Origin of the sequence: Paraglaciecola algarum (genome assembly GCF_021532655.1) — a bacterium.
Lineage (GTDB): Bacteria > Pseudomonadota > Gammaproteobacteria > Enterobacterales > Alteromonadaceae > Paraglaciecola > Paraglaciecola algarum.
Genome location: NZ_JAKGAS010000001.1, coordinates 305,707 through 327,150 on the forward strand (window position 1 = coordinate 305,707; position 21,444 = coordinate 327,150).

Sequence of the window (21,444 nt, forward strand, 5' to 3'; positions counted from 1 at the left end):
TATTGATTATTCGGTTACTAAGTTTGCTTCGCTTCTACGAGCAATTAAGTCGGCTGTCATTTGGGTTTGCATTTTGTCTGTAATGGGATAACACATCATTAATGCCGCACCAGCAAAGCCAAAAGCCGCTGGAATAAAGCTCATTAATAAGGTCATACCTGGCAAAGATGCTTCTACGGTACTAGGATCCATACCGTCATAACCATAACTGGCTAATACCACTAACATCAGCGCCCCAGCAAAGCCATTTCCCGTTTTTTGTACAAAGGTGCCGGCTGAATAAATGAGTCCAGTAGCACGTCGACCGTTTAGCCACTCGTTATAATCAGCTGAATCTCCTAACATGGAGAAAAATAGGGTAGGCATCATGGCTGCAAAAAACTCTGCGCTACAACCAAGGATAAAGATTGTATTTACATCACTACCAGGCACCCAATAAAAGCCGCAAGTGAGCAGACTGCTGATAACAAGTGATAAGATAAATAGGGATTTTCTACCAATTCTTTTAGCGATAAAGCTGGTACATAAAGCCCCCAAAATAGACACCACTAACAAAGCTACAAAGTATTTACCGGCCAATAATTCATCGCCAACGTAATATTTAAAATAGTAAGCTACAACGCTGATTTTAATACCGTTGAACATCATGGTTAAAAAACCTAAACCAAGTAATATCAGCCAAGGCTTGTTGGTGATTAGGTCCAGCATATCTTGTTGCACACCGGAACCTTGTTGTTCTTTATTTTGTTCGCCTTGTTTTATAAGACGTTTTACAAACCACACCATTGCACTCATGACCACTACAAACAACAAGCCGGTTTGCCAATTTCTGTAATAGAAAAATAAAGTAATAGCAATTAAGGGCAGCAGAATAAATGGCAGCTGTTTGCTTAAATCGCCTAGTTCACTGGCTAAACTATTGTTTTGTTTAACCACAGGTGTAATACGCTCTTTGGTTGTGGCTACCGAAATAACCATTAATGCCATTAACAAGCCTGCAAATACATACATAGTATATTGATAACCTTGCGCATCGTTACCTTCACCAAAGTAAGCCACTAAATTAGGTAGAAACCCCATTACAAATAGGCCTCCGATAAAAGCGCCGGCAAATCTAAAGCCAGACAGACTGGTACGTTCGTTATCGTTTTCGGTCATGACTCCCATTAATGCAGAGTAGGGCACGTTATTGACGGTATAAGCTAGAGTTAGGCCAATATAGGTCACATAGGCGTATACAAGTTTGCCACTATCACTTAAGTCTGGTGTGGTAAAACACAACACCATAAACAAACATAGGAAAGGGGTAGACCAGAATATCCATGGACGGAACTTACCCCAAGAGGTATTAGTTCGGTCGGCAATCATGCCCATGATAATGTCAGTTACGCCATCTGATAGCCTTACCACTAAAAATAGTATGGCTGCTGCAGAAGCTGCTATTCCAAAGGTATCAGTATAAAATACTGCTAGGTATGCCAAAGCGCCTCGCCAAACTAGATTTGCTGCGGCATCACCCATGGCATAGCCTACTTTTTCATACATAGGTAATCGAGTCATAAGGAATTCACCTTAGTGCATGTAACATGTGTTATTACCAACATTTGAATTTCCTATTGTTGTTTATTTTATTTTTTAGATGTGAATAAATTAACTTTCCCACGCTATCTAAAAACTTAATCAAAATTCAGATGATATAAAATAAGTCATTATGTAAACGTTTTCAAGTTAGATCTTTGCTGTTTTGTTAAATATATGTGGTATTTATGGTGGTTGCTAAGTGTTGTAATTTAGCGTTTTAGCTATGGATTACCTTATTTATGTTAATTAAGTGTTGGTTTATTAGGTCTGTAAGTTTATTTGGAAATAAAGTTTACAATATATATTTGAAATCGATTCCATGTTTGGTGTGTCAGTTTTTCTTAGGTTTCATTTTGTTGGACGTGTTAAAAAGTCATATTTTAAAAAGTCATATATAGGGGCACATCTAGACAGGTATATGCGTTTAACTAAAATCCATAAAGTTACTAATCGTCAGACGTGTGTTGCTTGTATGACTATTTTTAATCAAGTTCTTAGGGATTGAACCTGAGTGTAATGAGTTACGTCTGTAAAAAATAATTCTATTGTATTTAGCCTGTTGTTCGCCAATTCGCTCGAAAAGAGGCGTATTACCGTTTATATAACCATCTGATTTTTTTGGCATATTTGGACCATCATTTTCAGATTCAAGTGAGCGTAGATAATCAATTTTTCTTGACTGATTTATCATTTCATAGCCAGTTTTTCTATGTCGATAAAATGACGTTCCACCTAAATCATCTTTAAACAAGTAATGCACTGCAGCTAATCCATTTTTATCGAGTGAATCAAAATGAGGGATTTTTTGTAATAAATTTAGTTTTTCAGCTGGTGTGTTCACAATTGAATAATGACTTACTGGAAAAGTTAACTGTGAATTGGGTAATTCAAAGAATTCAACTAGTGTTTTCCTCAGTGAATTGACAATGAGTTCTTGATAATCCGTGGGTGTGGCTGCTCTTATTCCAGGATAAAAAGGGGAGTTGCGTTCAAATTTCAAATTTTTACTAAATTCGGTAAGTTGTTCTATTTGCTCAACAAAATTATCTACTATAAGAATTGGTATGTTTTCATTACCAAAGTACTGTTTAGTAATTTTCATTTGAGGGTGAGTGGATAGCTGCATAGAAATTAGTGACTTTTTTGTTTTTATAACTAACGTCTATTAAAACAAATTTTGAAAAGGTGTGGCGATAAATTTGACGTTATTTACTTAAAAAACGTATAAAAAAGGCCACAAAAAGTGGCCTTAGAGATAATGTATTATCTTAGCTGTTAGAAAGTGTATCTAGCACCTAATTGGTAACGAGCACCTAAGTCATACAAGTCCCAAATTTGACGTTCTGAACGTGCATGGCTACGGCTGTTTTCTTCAGTTAAGTTTAACCCTTCGAAAGATACAGTTAGTTCGTCGCTTACAGCATAACTAATGTTAAAGTCTAATTGGGCGTAAGCTTCGATGTAACGAGGGTTTCTTGAACTACCACGAGAAGTTTCATTCAAGTACTCATCACGCCAGTTATAAGCTAAACGAGCTTGTATGCCATCTTTTTCATACATAGCAACTATGTTCGCTGTATCACTTAAACCAGTAAGAGCAAACTGAGAAACGCTTGGGCTACCAGTATCATCAAAACCAATATCACCACGTACGGTTGTATAGTTAGCCGCTAAACCAAATCCAGAGTCACCAAAGAAATGTTGACCAGCTAATTCAAAACCGTAAATTTTAGCTTCTTTATTATTAACCGGTTTACTGGTTAAGAACATCATGACTGGGTCGTCAGAGTTCGGCGTTATATCGTATTTAGCTGCAATTCCTTCAGCAAAAGATATACCTTCTTGGAAATCCGCCGCACCATTCGGAAAGTCCTGAGGATTATCAATGATGGCTGTCATGGTGAACAATGACGTTTCATCAACCTGAACACCTAAAGCGTTTAATGCTGCTGTAGCGGCAAGTGCTCGAGGACCAGCTGTGACATCACGTAAATCAAAGTGTGATTCTTCAACTTGTTCTGTACCTATGAAGTTTTTAACACGTTTTTCATAGAAACCAGCTGATACATAACTTGAATCATCGAAGTAATATTCTAAAGATAAATCAAAGTTACTAGATTGTAATGGTACTAGGCCTGGGTTAGAGGCAGATGCTACAGCTGAACCACCAGTTGCCTTAGGACCATTAGTACCAATGCCTGTTACCGCAGCACGCATTTGGCTATATCCAGCACGAGCAATAGTTTGACTAAATGAGGCACGAGCTTTTAAATCTTCAGAAATGGCTAAGTCAAAGTCTAAGCTAGGTAATAAATGGTCGTAACTTGCTTCACCACTTACCGCTTGAACATCTGCTGAACGTTCGTAGAAATAATCATTGTTATCACCCCAAACAATAGCTGTTTCTGGGCGAGAGAATGAAATAGAGTTTACGTCAGTGTTTTCATAACGTACACCAGCTAATACATTTGCTTCCATGCCACCTAATTCACCGCTTAATGCTACTTGGAAATATACAGCTGTGGTATCTTCTTCAACTAAGTGATCTTGGGAAAAGTTAGGGTTATAACTATAGTCATGACCATAAGCGCCTTCAGCCCAGTTTGCTAAAGCAACTGTATTTGAAGTCCAACCAAACTGATCATTACCAGAGGTATCATAATCATCAAACTCAGCCATGTAGTTATAATCTTGAACTAAACCAGCTGGCACATCTTGTGGGTTAGCAACACCCCAATCACCTAATGCCATGTAGTTTTCAGAGAAAGTTTGCTTCATTTCCATTGAACGTGTTTCGATACCAAAATCGAATCGACCTTCATCAAATTGATAAGTGGCATCAAATTTAGCTTGTTGGATATCTGTTTCTTGAGCAGTCCAGTAACTGCGCATTACCTGGCTACCTACATCACCGATATCAGCTACGCCATTGCCGTTACCTTTAGTAGTGTCATGGATAACTAAATCGATACCAGGTAATTCAGTGCTAAAATCTAGAGTTTGATAAAAACCAATTGGCGTGGCGGTAGCAACGTTAATTGAGCTACCAAATTTACCACCGTTTGGTGCACTATCCATATTTGAGTCATGGAAGTCTAAGCTGACTGCAAAGTCATCATTCACTTGGTATTCAAGATTTAAACCAATTGAACTTAGGGTGTTTTCTTGAGTATTAAAAACCGAATCAGCATTATTATCTTTGGTACCAATTGGGTTTCCATCCGGATCAAAACCACTTACATCTTCTGATATTAATATGGCTGTGGCAACAGGTTGGTCTGTGTCAAATGTAACGTTATGAGTGTTACGAGTAAACCACATGTTCTTACTATTAATTTGTTCTTGAATATCGTTATTTGCGTAGGTGTAATCCACAGTGGCAGTGAAATCATCTGTCGGTGCATATTGCACAGTTAGTTGAGCATTGTCACGTACGCGTTCAGTGTTAAATGTGTTGTATGAAGCGTTGTTAGGCATAGCAAATAGCTGACCAACAGCAGGTGCGTTGGTTATAGTACCATTTTCACCAGAGCGGTTACCAAGTGAGCTTTCACCTTCCCATGTAGCGACACGCCAATCATTTTCCAAAAATGCAGTTGATCCACTGTCACGTTCTTGGTGACTGACAGTTAAACCTACACCCCAAATTGCGTCGTCACTTTTAAAGCTAAAGATACCCGATATTTCAGGAGTAACATCATCACCAGTACGGTTAGTGGTATCCATTACTGCTTTAGCACCAACATTAGCAGTAAACCCTTCTTTACCCGCTAGTGGTTTAGCAGTGATTACGTTGATGGTTGCACCAATACCACCAGTGGCGATATCTGCTTTACTTGTTTTGTATACTTCTACAGCTCGCACACTTTCTGAAGCTAAGTTTGCAAAGTTAAAAGCACGTGAATTACCTTCACCACCACCAAAAGCGTTGGCTGCTGGCATCATACGACCATTTAAGGTAATCATGTTTTTGTCAGCGCCAAAACCACGAACTGTTACTTCTGCACCTTCGCCATTGTTGCGACTGATAGATACACCGGTAATACGTTGTAAAGATTCAGCTAAGTTAGTGTCTGGGAACTTACCAATGTCTTCTGCAGATATGGCATCTACCACACCAAGTGATTCTTTTTTGGTGTTCATTGATTCAGCCATACTTGAACGTAAGCCGCGAACTTCGATTACTTCATCTGCGTCTTGTGCTATGGCTGGCGCTATAACTGCAGAACCAAGCATTAAGCCAATGCTTTTTGCTAGTATTGAGTGTTTAAATTGAGTGTGTGATCTCATGTCTTAAATACCTTTAGTTGTTTTTTTGTGGTTGTGTATGGTTTACGAAATCTTTTGCAAGAGTATTAATACTCTTTCTGTAAACGTTTTCAAACGGTAAATTGTTGGTTAATTATTGTCAATTACTTTGTTAATCTTTTTGTACATTTTTTTAACATGGTTTATTGTTTTCCTTTATTTTTAAAGGCTGTGGCTTAGCTACTATTTAAAAATAATTCACCCGTAAATTAACTAAAAGAATTCATTACGTTTTTTTCTTTTATTATTATGTGTAATAAGCTTTTGATATTAACCAAATTTATTTTGTGGTTTAATTTTTACTCTGTCTATTGTTATATAGTTAATTAATTAGAGCATAATTACCAATCATTTCGTTTACATATTTTTAACAAGGTATTATTTTTTTTAGTTTTAATCGCTGCATTAGATTAGAATTTGGGCCAGGCTAGTGACAACATGCTCTAGCCATAGTTAACGAGAAAAAAAGAAAACTAACTTTGGAATTAAGTAACTTGGATTTAATAGAAATTTTATTGGGAAAAGGAGAGTTTTTAGCTCTGAGCCGTAATTCAGCCTATTTATTTAGCCAACCTTTTCGATTTGATATTGGTCAACATACAGTTGTGAAAGTCGTGGCTGCTGGTGTGATAAGTTTTGAGCCCAAACAGGCCAGTAACAAAGATATTATTTTGTCTTGTGGTATTCATGGCAATGAAACTGCACCCATAGAGATATGTGATGCTTTGGTGCAAGATATATTGTTACAAAAAATACTGGTGACGCAACGTGTCCTAGTTATTTTTGGTAACTTAAGATCTATGGATGTAGCCCAACGTTTTGTTGAAGAAAACATGAATAGGTTGTTTAGTTTAGGCCATGACAATAAATGCAATAATTATGAAAGAAGTCGAGCGAGGTTACTTGAGCAGGCAGTAGAGAATTTCTACTTATCAGCAGAACCAGATCGAGAGCGGCTTCATTACGATTTACACACTGCTATCAGAACTTCAAAAAATGATAAATTTGCAGTTTATCCATTTTTACACGGCAAACCTTGGTCAAAGGCTCAATTACAAATTTTACTTGCCTGTGGAGTGAATACCATTTTATTGTCAGGTAACCCGACTACAACTTTTAGCTATTTTTCTTCAATAAAATTTGCTGCCCATGCATTTACCATTGAGTTGGGGAAAGTGAAACCTTTTGGCGAAAATGATATGGGTCAATTTCAACAAGTTGTCAGTACGTTAAGGTTATTGGTTTCGTCACATAATCTAAAGTGTAAAGAATTTGCTGAAGAAGATTTTTTTATTTTTAAGGTCAACCAAGTCATTAACAAAGGTCAAAGTGACTTTACGCTTAATTTTCCAGATGATTTAGCTAACTTTAGTGATTTTCCTAAAGGGCATTTACTTGCTTTTGAGTCAGGTTGTGAATATCGGGCCCAATATGATGGGGAAGCGATAGTGTTTCCCAATGCTCAGGTTGAAATTGGGCAAAGAGCTTTATTAACTGTTATCCCAACTAAAATTTAAGCGTGATAATAAATATAATCACAATTGTTTACATCTTAATAGTTGAATACTTGGGTAGCGGCCACTAGTTTATCGATTAAAATGATAATGGAATAAAGGAAGCAAGTTTATGATCATGAGCACAACAAGCCAATTAGAAGGCAAAAAGATTGAACAGTACCTTGGGGTAGTTGTAGGAGAGGCTGTTATGGGAACTAATGTATTCAAAGACATATTCGCTTCAGTAAGAGATATAGTTGGCGGGCGCTCTGGTTCTTACGAAGATGAGCTAACTAAAGCCCGTAAAATTGGTTTTCAAGAGCTTGAAGAGGAAGCGCATTCTATAGGGGCTAACGCTGTAATTGGGATTGATATCGATTATGAAGTGGTAGGAAGTGGTGGTTCAATGTTAATGGTCAGTATTAGCGGGACTGCGGTGAGGTATTCTGATAAATAGTCATTATCTTAAATATGGTCCATAAAAAAACGCCAAAGATTTCTCTTTGGCGTTTTGGGTTAAACCTTTAGGTTTACATTAGAAAGTGTATTGCACACCAAACTGGAATCGACGATCAAACATAAAGCTTGAACGTTGGAAGGTTTGTCCCCCATCGTTCAATATATCTTTTGATGTTTGCAATTCATCGGTCAAGTTAGTTCCTTGTAAACTCACTTGCAGATTGTCATTTATTTGATATTTAACTGACGCGTCTATAGAAAAGTTTGCATCTTGGATATTGGGGTTACCTGTGATAAATGTCTCGTAAGAGTTTAAGAATTCGTCACGATATTGATAGGCAAGACGTACTTCTAGTTTATCGTCTTGATACATACCTACCAAGTTAGCAAAGTTTTCAGATTGTCCAATAACACCATTTAGATTTTCAACCCGCACAATCCCTTCAAAAGCATCCGGGTTACCATCTCCATCTGCATCAAGTGAGCGTTGTGGTGAATCTGCATCCACATCAAGCATGGTATAGTTGGCTTGTACCCCAAAGTTAGACCAAATACCTTCTAACTCATCAAAGAAGTATTGACCTGCAATCTCAAAACCAGTCACAGTAGCATCAGATTGATTGACCGCGCCTTGGTAGAATATGGGGACATTAGTTCCGTCTAAAGTGACAGAGTCAACCTGAACTATCGTACCTGTTTGCACTATGTCTTTGATGTCTTTATTAAAGAATGCAAGACTGAAATAATTACCTCCGTCTCCATACCATTCTAAGGCTAAGTCTAAATTAACCGATAAAGTTGGTTGCACACTAAAAATAGTGGCAATACAGCTGCCCTTGAAGACTACAGCATTTGTTCTATTGCGGCTAAACAGGCTAAATTTATATTGCCCGATAATAATCCTAAATCTGTACTATCTCACTTACGCTACGCTTATCATTTTGACGCCACCGCATATGCTGCTTTTTTGCGAAAATATGCACAGCAGCGGGGGGTTATGCGAATAGAGGGTAAGATTGAAAATGTGCTGACTCATCAAGACTCAGGCAATATTCAAAGTGTGACCTTAGAAAACGGCCAATCAATTGATGCCGATTTCTTTTTTGATTGCAGCGGATTTAAAGCCCTGTTACTCGAAAAAACACTGGGTGTTAAGTTTACCGATTGGAGTCACTGGTTACCTTGTAATCGGGCGCAGGCGGTGGCTAGCGAGCGAACTGAACCTTTGTTACCTTTTACCATTTCGACGGCTAAAACTGCCGGTTGGCAATGGCGTATCCCAACTCAACATCGAACGGGTAATGGGCATATTTATTGTCGTGATTTTATGTCTGATGATGAAGCTAATCAAATATTACTTAAAGGTTTAGATGCTAAACCTTTGGGTGATGCTCGTACCATAGATTTTCAAACCGGATGTCGTGAGCATTTTTGGTTTAAAAATTGTATTGGTTTAGGTTTATCAAGTGGCTTTTTGGAGCCTTTAGAGTCCACTTCTATTTTTCTAATTCAACAAGGTATTGTCAGGTTTATTTCACTCTATCCAGATGGTCAATTATCTAATGTTTTACAAAATGAATATAACCGTCTGATGAGCAGAGAATTTTCTCAAGTGCGGGATTTTATTATTTTGCATTATCACGCTACACAAAGAGACGACAGTCCGTTCTGGAACTATTGCCGTAATATGTCCATTCCCCATAGCTTACAACACAAGATTGACTTGTTTAGAGCCGGAGGACGGGTATTTCGTGATGACCAAGAGCTATTTTCAAAACCAAGCTGGATAGCTGTTATGTTAGGCCAACATATTGTGCCAGAAGTTTACGATCCTATTTTATCTGACATTCCAAAAAGTGACATACAGCGAAGCCTTGATTCTATGAATATTGCCATGAAACAAGCTGTCAGTCGTTTACCTTCCCACGCTGAATTTATTAACAAATATGCAAATGGAGTAAGAACTTGAATCACAACAATATAAAAAATGTCGTTATTGTTGGCGGCGGCACTGCTGGTTGGATGGTCGCTGCAGCATTATCTAAATCACTAGGAAGCCAACATATTAGTATTCGATTGGTTGAGTCTGAAGCCATAGGTACAGTAGGCGTGGGTGAGGCCACCATACCGCATATTAAATATTTCAATCGCTTAGCTGGAATAGATGAAAATGAGTTTCTGCGCAATACCAGTGCGACTTTCAAACTTGGTATTGAGTTTGTTAATTGGAGAAATATTGGTGATAGTTATGTGCACCCATTTGGTCCTTATGGCATTGATATGCAAGGGGTGCACTTTCATCACACTTGGTTACGTCAGAAACAAAAAGGCACAGCTAAACCAGTAGACGAATTTAGCTTACCTGGGCTTGCGGCAAAAGCAGGTAAATTTCAACATCCGCGACCTGATTTGAAATCATCACCTATGGCAACTATGGATTATGCTTATCAATTTGATGCAGCTTTGTATGGTCAGTTGATGCGTAAGGTCGCCCAAGAACGTGGGGTAAAACGAACCGAAGGTAAAATTGTCAAGGTAAAACAAAATACTGAAAATCAAAATATTGAGAGTATTGAGCTTGAAAACGGCGCACTTATTAGTGGTGACCTGTTTATTGATTGCTCGGGTTTTAAAGGTTTGTTAATTGAACAAACATTAAAAACCGGTTATGAAGACTGGAGTCATTATTTACCATGTGACAGAGCCGTCACCAGACTCAGTGAACGTTTAGAAGAGCTCCCTCCATATACTCGTGCCACAGCTAAGGAAGCTGGCTGGCAGTGGCGTATTCCTCTGCAATCACGCACTGGAAACGGTTATGTATATAGCAGTCAATTTTTAAGTGATGACGAAGCCCTTGCTAGTTTAAATAAGGATCTTGATACACCCGCTATCGCTGAAGCAAAATTATTACGTTTTAAAACCGGCATTCGTAAAAAAACGTGGAATAAAAACGTAGTCGCTATTGGTCTAGCAGCTGGGTTTTTAGAACCATTAGAATCTACGTCAATTCATTTGATCCAATCTGCCATAGCCCGCTTGATGACTAATTGGCCTGATAAATCCTTTAATCAACCAGATATCGATTATTTTAATAGAAAAACTCAAACAGAATATGAGCAAGTTAGAGATTTTCTAATATTGCATTATTGCGCTACCAAGCGAAACGACAGCCCATTTTGGGATTATTGTCGAACCATGGATATTCCAAAATCCCTTGAAGAACGTATTGCTATTTATAAAGAAAATGCGCGTTTATATCGAGAAGACTTGGAGTTGTTCAGTTCGGTAAGTTGGTTTGCGGTTTTTAATGGACAAAATATTGAGCCCAAACGATATCATCCACTCGCTGATATTTTAGATGATGAAAAGTTAGAAATAAGAATGGCTGAATTGCTTCGTGCAACCAAAAGGTGTGTGGAAGTGATGCCTTCTCACGAACAATATCTAAAAGATCTGTGTGCTTCAAAGTAATCTTGAGGCATTTAACACGTGCTTAAATTTCAGTTAAAGTGCACTTAAAACGTAAAAACTGAGCAACATAAATCATCAATATGTTGCTCAATATTAATACTTACTATTTGCTAGGAATTTTACAATATTGATCGATAAACGCCTGATGAGTGGGGAGTTTTTCTACCACTTGCTGTATCTGTTTTCGATAATTAGTCAAAAATGCAGATAACTCTTTGGCACTCATGGCATGCACAATTGGATGATAACTTTCAGGAATAACGCCCTGTCCAAACATAACTTGTGTCCAAGAATCAACTCTGAACATTTCTCCATCGATTTGCATGGCTTGGGCATTTTGTTTAAATAAATCAATACGATGTGCCAGGGTTTCAGGAATTTGCATATTTTTACAATGATTCCAAAATGCTGAATCTTGACGATTAGTCACATTGTAATGTAAAACAATGAAATCTCGTAATTGTTCAATTTCTAATTTAGTCTGCCTATTAAACTCATCTACAGTGGAGTCTATGATCCCAGCTTGAGGAAACATGCGAATAAATCGGATTATGCCAGTGGTGATCAAGTGAATACTGGTTGACTCTAAAGGTTCAATAAAACCACTGGATAAACCAAGGGCAACACAGTTTTTGTTCCACGCTTTTAAACGTCTACCGGTACGAAAGTTGATCAATCTTGGTTCGGTGATCATCTCACCTTCAATACTATCGACTAATAGCTTTTTAGCCTCGTCATGTCCAAGGTATTGACTACAATAAACCAGTCCATTGCCCATTCTATGTTGCAAAGGAATATTCCATCGCCATCCAGCCTGATGGGCAATAGATCGGGTATAGGGAAGGACTTCGCCTGTCGATTTAGTCTGCACCACATAGGCGCTGTCACATGGTAACCAGTGAGACCAGTCTTCATAGCCTGTATGTAAACTTTGTTCGATCAACAAACCTTTAAAACCAGTACAATCGATGAAAAAGTCACCAGTAATTGTTTTGCCTGATCCCAACTCGAGGGAAGTGATGTTGCCGGTTTTCATATCTTTATTAACTTTAGATATTTTACCTTCGGTACGTTTTATACCTCGTTCTTCGCTATATTTACGCAGAAATTTTGCATAGGCGGTTGCATCTAAATGGTAGGCATAATTGATTTCAGGGTTTTTAGATTTGACAAATTTCCCTGCTTTGGCTGCTTGCAGTTCCAAGCTATATTCAGAAAAATCGGCGGTATGTCCTTCTTGTAAACCTCTTAGCCAAAAATGATGGAAGTCAGCAAAAAAACTTTCTTGCCCGGTTTTACCAAAGGAGTGAATATAATCTTGGTTTTGATCTTTCCAGTTTTCGAAAGAGATACCTAGCTTAAAGGTAGCAGAGGTTTCACGCATAAACTCCTGTTCGTCTATGCCTAACAAATGGTGAAAGGTACGCATAGGAGGAATAGTAGCTTCGCCCACTGCGATAGTGCCAATTTGATCTGATTCTACAAGTTCAACATCTACCACTCTGCCAAGCTGCTTGGCTATAGCTGCTGCAGCAATCCAACCGGCCGTGCCGCCGCCTGCAATAACTATTTTTTGTTTTTTTGATTGCTGCAAATTGAGCCTCTATTTTGATTTAAGTAATTTTTAGATTGATTAATTTAAACATAATCAAAACAAAAGCATAAGTAATAGTTGATAACATATTAGAAATTTTGATTACGTTTTATTTTTCAATATTTATGTATAATAATTTATCAGGAACAGGCTGTTGATGTATGATGGAAGCACTTAAAAATATACATTGATTGTGAATTATATTGAACTAATCAATTGATATTTGTCAGGAATTTAATAATTCATCCAACTAATAAATTAGAAGAAAGCCCTATGAGGAAAACTGATTTTCGTACGTTACTTGGCAACGACTCATTTGAAGAGCCTCAACCTGCACCAAGCTTAAATGGTCATGAACTTGACGAGCTTTTAGATCCAGTTACTCGCCACGAATTTGTGACTACTCATTTCGCAAAAAACTCTTTATACACCAAAGGATCCGCTAAAAAGATAGAACATATTTTTAGTTGGGAAAAACTAAGGTTAGCCCTTAAACGCGGCGAAAGTATTACTGATAAGCTTTACAATATAAAGGCTTCATTTGCGGAAGGTGAAGACTCAGGTGATCCTCATGGCGCAAACGAGATAAGCCATGATCAAGTTATTGAGGTATTAAATGACGGTGGAACAATCTGTATTTCAAACATTCAAATGGCCGATCCCTTTCTGGCTAAATGGGCCCTTGCCATCAGTGCCCAACTTAATTTTACTGGCACTGTGGGCATCAATTGTTATGTCTCTCAAGACGGTTCTGGGTTTCCTATGCATTATGATGCGAGAGTCGCTACTACCATCCAAATAGCCGGGCAAAAACGTTGGAAATATTCTACTAAAGCAGCAAAAATATGGCCTAAAACTAATGCGGTTTATCAGGCTGGAAAAACCAATAAGAGTGTCGGAACACTACCTGAGGAAATGGAAATGAAGGAGGTGGTGTTAAAGCCTGGTGATATTCTTTGTTTGCCTGCGGGTGCTTGGCACTCAGCTTGTGGTATTGGATGTTCTATGGCCTTGAATCTTTCTTTTTCTCCTCAAAATTACCTTGAGCATATTATGCCTGCACTTAAGGACTTAGCCGATTCTAATCCAGATTGGCGAGGTGGTCCTCCTGCAACAGTTGAAAAGGTTGCAGGAAGAGTACCTGCTGAGGTGTCAGATTATTTAAGTGCTCGGTTAGCTGACTTTCAAGCTTTAGTTAATACAGATTCTCTGGTGGAACCTTGGCTACGATCATTAACACGGGCAGGGTATGCTGGCAAAACTCAAATTAGAGCTTTGCCTAATGTTGGTCCTGAACGCTTGTTTACGGTGACAGCGCCACCATTACGTTACATTGAGTTTCAAGAATTATTATTAATTTCCTTTAACAATGAAATACATAAATTCCCAATTACTCTTACGCCTATTTTACAAAGGTTGTGTGCGCAGCCTGCTAATTTTACTATTCCAGAAATCATGGCAATACAACAACAAGCCAAAGGCTTAACCCCAAATGAAGCCATACATTATCTACAGATATTGTATAAATTTGGCATCATTAGTTTGGCCTAGAGCCTGTTGATCTTTGCTGTATGTTTTTGCAGTGAGTTGTGCGGTATTTATACAATGAAGCACGATTGCAGTGTAGTCGTTCTACATAAATGAGTGCTGAAGCAGTAGAAATACCGCACAAACACTGTCCGTAGGATTCGTCGTAAAGGCTTTTTACTCTTTACTCGCTACATCCTTGTAGCTCACCTGCAAGCTGGCCAGCTAAAGCTGTTCAAAAATATTCCAGATATTTTTTGTGTTGCAGTATTTCGACTTATATTAATAGGCCTTCAACACTGCGCCTCGATTAAAAAGCCTTTACTTAGAACAAAATCCATACAGCAAAGATCAACAGGCTCTCATGATTAGACAAAAGAAAACTTGGGCAAAAGAATGAGTGAAAAAATAAAGCCGCTAATCGAAAGATAGCGGCTTTATAGTGTGTTAAATGAGTTTCTATTACCATTGGTAATAGAAACTATTTATTTGTTATTAGAAGTTGTAACGAGCACCTAAGGTATAACGAGCGCCTAAGTCGGTTACGTCATAAGTTGCTCTGATAGACCGCCCGTAAACACGTTGATTTTCGTCAGTTATGTTAAGGCCCGCAAATGTCACGGTTAGGTCTTCCATTACGTCATAACTTACAGTGAAGTCCCATTGTGAGTATGCTTCTATGTATCTAGGTTGAGTTCCTGCTTCATTTAAGAAGTCATCACGCCAGTTGTAAGCTAAACGAGCTTGCCAACCGTCTTTTTCATACATGGCAACAACGTTAGCTGTATCACTTAAGCCCGTTAATGCAAACTGGGATACAGTGGGTGCAGCAGTATTGTCATATTTTACGTCACCACGTACTAAAGTGTAGTTAGCTTGTAAACCAAAACCTGTATCAGCAAAGAAATGTTGCGCTGCAATTTCAGCACCGTAAATATTGGCATCTTTGTTGTTTACTGGTCGTGAAGTTAAGAACTGGTAGAGTGGGTCGTCACCATTTGGCAAGATGTTATACTTCTCCATGTAGAACTCGAAAGCAGATTCGTCGGCAAATTCAGCCTCTTTGGTCAAGTAATCTGCCGCGCCATTCGGGAAATCCTGCGGGTTATCTAAAATAGCGACCATAGTAAACAAGTGAGTTTCGTCTAAGCCTTTACCTATTGATGCTAATGCATCAGCTGCAGCTTGTGCTCTTGGCCCACCCGTCGCATCACGTAAATCAAACTGAGGTAGCCTGACTTGTTCATTACCGATAAAGTTACTTACACGTTTATCGAAATAACCTACAGATACGTAACTGGTATCATCAAAATAGTATTCTAATGAAATGTCAGTATTGGTTGATAATAGTGGTACTAAACCAGGGTTAGATGAAGTTGCATCAGGTATTCCGCCTAACAGAGTCGCTGAGTTGTAACCGCCTATGGATACAGAAGCGCGTAGGTTGTTATAACTTGCTCGAGCCATAGTTTGACCAAATGACATGCGCGCTTTAAGATCGTCGGTAATAGATACGTCAATATCCAAACTGGGTAACACGTGGTTGTAGCTGTGGTTTTCGGTTACATGGCTACTTTCTGGGCCCGTGACTGTTGTAAAGTCATTATTAGCTTCCCAGCGCGCAGCAATCGGTATAGTTTGCACAGATGTTGACATCAATTCTGTGCTTTCATAACGAACACCCGCTAATATATTGGTTTCCATACCACCAATTTCGCCATTTAATGAATATTGAAAATAAGCTGAAAACACATCTTCTTCTACAAGGTGATCATTTTCGCTTGCTGCTGTTGCATTGGGTCTGTTGCTAGGCGCAACTGAGTAATCGAAATCATATGTTTGACTCGCCCATTGTATGAGGTCTATGGCATTACCGCGGAAAGAAGTAATACCGTGGTTACCCATATTGAAGTCTTCAAAACGACCCATTAAATCAAATTCTTCTAATGAACCTGGAGGAAGTTCCCCTGGTCTGTTGATGCCCCAACTGCCAGTGTTGAATCTAAGATTAACATTTTGCTGGTGCATTTCTATACTTCGGGTTTCGATACCAAAGTCAAATTGACCTTCGTCAAATTGGTAACTTCCGTCTAGTTTTATCTGAGAAATATCAGTAACTTGTGATGATCCACCAAATTGTGGTTGGTTCGTACCTACGTCTGTCGCGTCCCATACACCGTTAGGTGCTGGTAAGTCAGATGCTCTTGGTTTAACACTATCATCTATGGTGACTGCTAAAGTTTGAATATCGCCAGAAAAATCATAGTTTTGAGTTAAACCAATTGGTGCTGCCATACCCATTGTTATTCTACCAACTCCAGCTGCTTCCATATCGTCTGGTAAACTTTCCGCTTTTGAATCATGAACATCTAGCGTCAAGGCAAAGTTATCATTTACCACATACTCAAGGTTAAGACCTATAGAATCAATTGAGTTAACTTGATGGTTCCAAATTTGTGTCGCAGTATTATCTTTTGCACCACCCAAATATTCATTGATTTGTACCATAGTGGCTACAGGTTGATCCGTGTCAAATGTCACTGAGTCGTAACTACGGTTTGCCCAGAAACCAGATTGAGCTTCATGTTGTTGAACTTTGTTGTTTACATAGGTGTAATCGAGGGTCGCAGTTAAATCGTCTGTAGGTGCTAATTGTAAGGTTACCTGTGCATTAGTGCGGTCACGTTCAAAATCATTGTGAAAAAAGCGTAAATCATTTGGACGAGCAAACAATTGTCCATCTGCTGGCGCATTGGTGATTCTGCTATCGGTATAAGCTGGGTCTGTTTCACCGTTTGGCCCTTCAACAATAGCAAACGATTGATATTGCATAACATCATTTGCCGCATCATAGCTAGGATCCCAATTAGCGTAGTTCCAGCCACTAACACCAGCACGAGCTGAGCCACTATGACGAACTTGCTTACTGAAGGAAACACCTACACCCCAAGTTGCATCGTCATTTGTGAAACTGAATATACCTGATAATTCTGGCGTTATGCTATCACCTTGGTCAACTGTTGTATCACCAACAAGTTTACCACCTACACTAGCGTGCATGCCGGGATTATCTAAAGGTTTAGCCGTGACTATATTAACAGTAGAACCTATGCCGCCTGCCGTGATATTTGCTTTACCTGTTTTATATACTTCAACAGCACGAACGCTTTCAGAGGCTAGGTTAGCAAAACTAAATGCACGTCCAGAACCGCCACCATTTCCATAGGCATCAGCTGCCGGCATTAAACGACCGTTTAGCGTCACCATGTTGTTATCGCCGCCAAAACCACGAACAGTAATTTTATCACCTTCACCGTTGTTACGGTCTATTGATACACCTGTGATTCGTTGTAGTGACTCTGCCAAATTTGAATCAGGGAATTTACCTATGTCTTCTGCGGATATTGCATCAACGATACCTTTAGATTCACGCTTGATGCTCATTGATTCTTGTAAGCTTCCTCTTATCCCTCGAACCTGAATAACTTCAGTGTCATCAGTTTCTTGCGCTAGGGCGGAAGTCATGGCAACTGTTCCCAGCATAATACCTATGCTGGTAGCGAGTATTGATTTTTGAAATTGACTCGGTGATCTCATTGTACTTGTTCCTTTAGTTATTCTAATCAAAGTGTGGTGTGTACATGATCTTCTGGAAAACATATCTCGTTTTCTGAAATCGGGTTTAACGTTAAGATTATGGTTAATAAATGTCAATAAGTTGTAATTGTTATTATTATTATGTGTAATATATTTTGTATAGTGTGATATGTAAGGTTTGGGGTTTAAGTTTATGATTTTACTGGTGATTTGGTTTTTGTAAATATGCTTTTTGCGAGTTGATTTTATTTTTTATGAAATGTAGTTTTGTTTTTATGTAATTTGTTTTTTGTGGTTTTTAGGTAATAGTAACACATGGTTCTAGCGGTTTAACTATGTATCTTAATCTTCATCTTTGTCGTATGACGCATTGTTGTCTTTACTCACTTTAGGAAATTTGGTTTTAGCGGTTTGTTGTAGCAACAATATATTACCAATAATAAATCCCAAAACTAGTACAATAATTCCAACTACCCACCATATATTCATGATTTTCCTCGGTTTAATACAAATTGATTAAAGATAATCTCTAGGTTTTCGATAATAAGTTTTGGCTCTTCTATACCAGAATTGATAAGTGTTTGCTTTAATAAGCTAATGTCTAGTTGAGCCTCAATTTTTTGAGCGATAGGCATAAAACTTAAATGCCATGGCTCGGCTGCTACACCACCTTTATAAGTATGGTATGGGCGATTAAAGTTAAAATCTTGTGCATATTTACTTAACCAAGTATTTAGTGCCGCACAGGGCCCTTCAGCTTCATATTCGCTACAAACCAATTGAAAGTTATGCCCACTTTCAACTACTGATTTTTTGTCATATACATCTAAATCAGTGCCCCAATGGTGACGACTAGCACCAGGTAGTGCAGACCAAGTTAAAATAGCAAACAACTTTTGTTGGTTGGTAATGGTAGAAATATCAATTGCTTGTTCATTGATATCTAAAATGGCCGTTTTACCCGTCCATTTTTTTTGCCAAATATGTAGTTGACGTGCAAAACTGCGATAGCTACTGACAATTTGAATATCGATTTGATCTTTAGCAGCCGCTAATTGCATTTGTTTAAATGCAGCGCACACTTTAGGTAACAACTTAAAACCCTGTTGGCATTCTACCAACAAGCTTTCGTCTTGGCCTAAAATGTGCGCGCTTGAAATCACCCTAGTAGTCGCTTTAACATGTCTTCATAAATATCAGTTAGCGTGTCTAAATCCGACATTTTCACACATTCATCAATTTTATGAATAGTAGCATTCACTGGTCCTAGTTCAATTACCTGAGCTCCAGTAGGTGCAATAAATCGACCGTCTGAGGTACCGCCAGCGGTTGATAATAGTGTATCGCGACCAGTACAGTGTTTGATGGCTTGCTGAGTAGCTTCGACTAAATCCCCAGAGTCGGTTAGAAAAGGTTGGCCATTGAAGGTCCACTCAATATCATATTGTAAATTGTGAGCATCTAATATTTTTGTGGTTCGTTCAATTAACTCTTGATCGGTCACTTCAGTAGAAAACCTAAAGTTAAAACAAATTTTTAGTTCGCCCGGTATAACGTTTCCGGCACCCGTTCCGCCATTAATGTTCGATATTTGAAAACTCGTTGGTGGAAATGAGTCATTGCCGTCATCCCATTTCGTTTTAGCTAAGTCTGCTAAAGCCAAAGCAGATTCGTGAATAGGGTTTTGGGCTAGATGAGGGTACGCCACATGCCCTTGAATTCCTTTTACTACTAAGTCACCAGTTAAGGAGCCGCGGCGGCCATTTTTAACGATATCACCTACTTCATCAGTGCTTGATGGTTCGCCAACTAAGCACCAAGTGATTTTTTCATTTCTGGCTTCGAGTGTGTCAATTACCCGAGTGGTGCCATTGATAAACGGGCCCTCTTCGTCGCTCGTGATTAAATAGGCAATCGAACCTTTGTGGTCTGGATTATTTTTTACAAACTTTTCGGTGGCAACTAACATAGCGGCTAAGCTACCTTTCATGTCTGCAGCCCCTCTACCATGTAAATAACCATCTTTTTCGGTCGCTTCAAATGGTGGAGTTTGCCATGCTTCTGCTGGCCCTGAAGGCACCACATCTGTGTGCCCGGCAAAACAAAAAACCGGATCTTCGGTGCCTTTTCTAGCCCAAATGTTTTTGGTGTCATCAAAGGTTAGATCTTCAATTTTGAAACCTAACGGTTCAAGAATATCAGCCATTAAATCTTGGCAGCCCGCATCTTCTGGTGTGACTGATTTTCGGTTGATTAGGTCTTTTGTCAGACCAATAGTTGTGTGTGTCATGAAAAAATCTCTTGGTATTGCGGCGCTTTAAATCCGATAAAGTATTGCCCTTTATAGATAAGTACAGGGCGTTTAATCATAGCGGGTTGCTCAAGCATTAATTGAATGGCTGATTCTTTATCAAGTTGTTGTTTTTGCACTTCAGATAATTGGCGAAATGTAGTACCACGTTTATTGAGTAGTACTTCCCAGCCTAACTTTTGTTCAGTTGTTGTCAACCAGTCTAGCTCTAAGCCGTCTTGACGGTAATCATGAAAATTAAAATCAATATTATTATCGTTTAACCATGCTTTGGCTTTTTTAATGGTGTCGCAATTTTTAATGCCGTAAAGAGTTGTCATATTGTCCTGTGTCATATTTCCCAGTGTTATTGAAAAGATAAATTATTTTACTCAAGACTATAACGATAAAGGGTTAGTTTGGTAAAGGTTCAAATAGCTATTAATTATGGCTTTGGTTATAAAAGAAGGCTTAAATTAAAATACTCATTATGGTGTCTTCGCCTGCGATTACAGAATAGTAATGGGGTAAAATAGCTGTTACTTTTTCGCTGTTGAGTAGAGTAACAGGACATAAAATGCTGGGTAATTGTTTTTTCATTTTAATCAGTGAGAATTCGGCAATTATGTCCCCCTGTATAAAGCTATCACCTGGTTTTTTTATGCGCTTAAATCCTTCTGCCATTAAAAGGTGTGAATCAATTCCTAGTTGAATTTGTATTTGTAATCCATTTTTAGCTTTTAATCTTATTTGATTGGCTAATTCTGGAAACTCCATGATATGGCCATTAAATGGCGCAATAACTTGATAACCTGAAGGTTTGATGGCAACTCCTTCACCAAATAACCTATGCTTGAATAAATCATGTGGAACCTCATCTAAGGGCACAACGGCGCCACTTAGCGGACTAGATATGGCTAACTTTTTGCTATGTTTGGGAAGGTTATCCGCCTTGACGAGTTTTCCGAGTAAAGTCATGCTTGCTTTGTATTCCATTTGCCTTTGCTAAAAAAAAGAGTCTAAGTTGTACTAATTAATTGCTTAAGAGATAAACAGGCCAGTTAATTTATGTCAAGTTAGCTTTATCCACTGTATCTGTGGATAACTCTGTTGAGTAC

General features: G+C 38.5%; 16 protein-coding genes. 5 read left to right on the plus strand and 11 right to left on the minus strand.

Annotated elements, in window-relative coordinates; all coding sequences use genetic code 11:
• Nucleotides 1-6: 6 nt before the first annotated feature.
• From L0668_RS01315 to L0668_RS01325, 3 genes are all read right to left on the minus strand, one after another.
• Nucleotides 7-1,560 (minus strand): MFS transporter, encoded by a 1,554-nt coding sequence (locus L0668_RS01315; protein ID WP_235310256.1) that lies wholly within the window; start codon nt 1,558-1,560, stop codon nt 7-9.
• A 445-nt stretch (nt 1,561-2,005) separates the two neighbouring features.
• Nucleotides 2,006-2,683 carry a DUF6445 family protein gene (locus L0668_RS01320; RefSeq protein WP_235310257.1) on the minus strand — a complete coding sequence of 226 codons (678 nt, stop codon included), beginning with the start codon at nt 2,681-2,683 and terminating at the stop codon, nt 2,006-2,008.
• Nucleotides 2,684-2,856: 173 nt separating this feature from the next.
• A complete protein-coding gene (locus tag L0668_RS01325) occupies nt 2,857-5,871 on the minus strand; it encodes a TonB-dependent receptor (protein ID WP_235310258.1) in 3,015 nt (1,004 codons plus the stop codon).
• 497 nt (nt 5,872-6,368) lie between these two features.
• Between L0668_RS01325 and astE the strand changes: the two genes are divergently transcribed.
• Nucleotides 6,369-7,406: a succinylglutamate desuccinylase gene (gene astE / locus L0668_RS01330; RefSeq protein ID WP_235310259.1), complete on the plus strand. Its 1,038-nt coding sequence runs from the start codon at nt 6,369-6,371 to the stop codon at nt 7,404-7,406.
• A gap of 109 nt (nt 7,407-7,515) precedes the next feature.
• Nucleotides 7,516-7,842: a heavy metal-binding domain-containing protein gene (locus tag L0668_RS01335; RefSeq protein WP_235310260.1), complete on the plus strand. Its 327-nt coding sequence runs from the start codon at nt 7,516-7,518 to the stop codon at nt 7,840-7,842.
• A 78-nt stretch (nt 7,843-7,920) separates the two neighbouring features.
• On the opposite strand, the gene L0668_RS01340 is transcribed toward L0668_RS01335, so the two are convergent.
• Nucleotides 7,921-8,652 (minus strand): TonB-dependent receptor domain-containing protein, encoded by a 732-nt coding sequence (locus L0668_RS01340; protein ID WP_235310261.1) that lies wholly within the window; start codon nt 8,650-8,652, stop codon nt 7,921-7,923.
• Between L0668_RS01340 and L0668_RS01345 the strand changes: the two genes are divergently transcribed.
• Both L0668_RS01345 and L0668_RS01350 read left to right on the plus strand, forming a co-directional pair.
• Complete coding sequence (locus tag L0668_RS01345; RefSeq protein ID WP_235310262.1) at nt 8,647-9,813, plus strand: tryptophan halogenase family protein; 1,167 nt, start codon at nt 8,647-8,649, stop codon at nt 9,811-9,813. The two genes, L0668_RS01340 and L0668_RS01345, sit on opposite strands and share 6 nt — an antisense overlap.
• Nucleotides 9,810-11,318, plus strand: coding sequence for a tryptophan halogenase family protein (locus tag L0668_RS01350; RefSeq protein WP_268820143.1), 1,509 nt, complete (start codon nt 9,810-9,812; stop codon nt 11,316-11,318). The genes L0668_RS01345 and L0668_RS01350 overlap by 4 nt, the downstream gene beginning before the upstream one ends.
• Nucleotides 11,319-11,421: 103 nt before the next feature.
• Here the strand turns inward: L0668_RS01350 and L0668_RS01355 are convergent, their stop codons facing one another.
• The gene (locus L0668_RS01355) at nt 11,422-12,912 is read right to left on the minus strand and encodes a tryptophan halogenase family protein (protein WP_235310263.1); all 1,491 of its coding nucleotides are present in this window, start codon (nt 12,910-12,912) and stop codon (nt 11,422-11,424) included.
• 273 nt (nt 12,913-13,185) lie between these two features.
• Here L0668_RS01355 and L0668_RS01360 point away from each other — a divergent pair, with 273 nt between their 5' ends.
• On the plus strand, nt 13,186-14,463 hold the full coding sequence (locus L0668_RS01360; RefSeq protein ID WP_235310264.1) for a JmjC domain-containing protein: 1,278 nt from the start codon (nt 13,186-13,188) through the stop codon (nt 14,461-14,463).
• Between the two features lie 471 nt (nt 14,464-14,934).
• Here L0668_RS01360 and L0668_RS01365 read toward each other — a convergent pair whose 3' ends face one another.
• The 6 genes from L0668_RS01365 to L0668_RS01390 all read right to left on the minus strand — a co-directional run bounded on the left by L0668_RS01365 (nt 14,935) and on the right by L0668_RS01390 (nt 21,322).
• Nucleotides 14,935-18,036 (minus strand): TonB-dependent receptor, encoded by a 3,102-nt coding sequence (locus L0668_RS01365; protein ID WP_235310265.1) that lies wholly within the window; start codon nt 18,034-18,036, stop codon nt 14,935-14,937.
• A 342-nt stretch (nt 18,037-18,378) separates the two neighbouring features.
• Nucleotides 18,379-18,525, minus strand: a complete 147-nt coding sequence (locus L0668_RS01370; RefSeq protein WP_235310266.1) for a DUF2897 family protein — start codon at nt 18,523-18,525, stop codon at nt 18,379-18,381.
• Nucleotides 18,522-19,199 carry a M15 family metallopeptidase gene (locus L0668_RS01375; RefSeq protein ID WP_235310267.1) on the minus strand — a complete coding sequence of 226 codons (678 nt, stop codon included), beginning with the start codon at nt 19,197-19,199 and terminating at the stop codon, nt 18,522-18,524. Before L0668_RS01375 ends, L0668_RS01370 begins: the two co-directional genes overlap by 4 nt.
• Nucleotides 19,196-20,326, minus strand: coding sequence for a succinyl-diaminopimelate desuccinylase (gene dapE / locus L0668_RS01380; RefSeq protein WP_235310268.1), 1,131 nt, complete (start codon nt 20,324-20,326; stop codon nt 19,196-19,198). The genes L0668_RS01375 and dapE overlap by 4 nt, the downstream gene beginning before the upstream one ends.
• Nucleotides 20,323-20,667, minus strand: a complete 345-nt coding sequence (locus tag L0668_RS01385; RefSeq protein ID WP_235310269.1) for an ArsC family reductase — start codon at nt 20,665-20,667, stop codon at nt 20,323-20,325. The genes dapE and L0668_RS01385 overlap by 4 nt, the downstream gene beginning before the upstream one ends.
• Nucleotides 20,668-20,797: 130 nt before the next feature.
• The gene (locus L0668_RS01390) at nt 20,798-21,322 is read right to left on the minus strand and encodes a PTS sugar transporter subunit IIA (RefSeq protein WP_235310270.1); all 525 of its coding nucleotides are present in this window, start codon (nt 21,320-21,322) and stop codon (nt 20,798-20,800) included.
• Between the last annotated feature and the right edge of the window lie 122 nt (nt 21,323-21,444).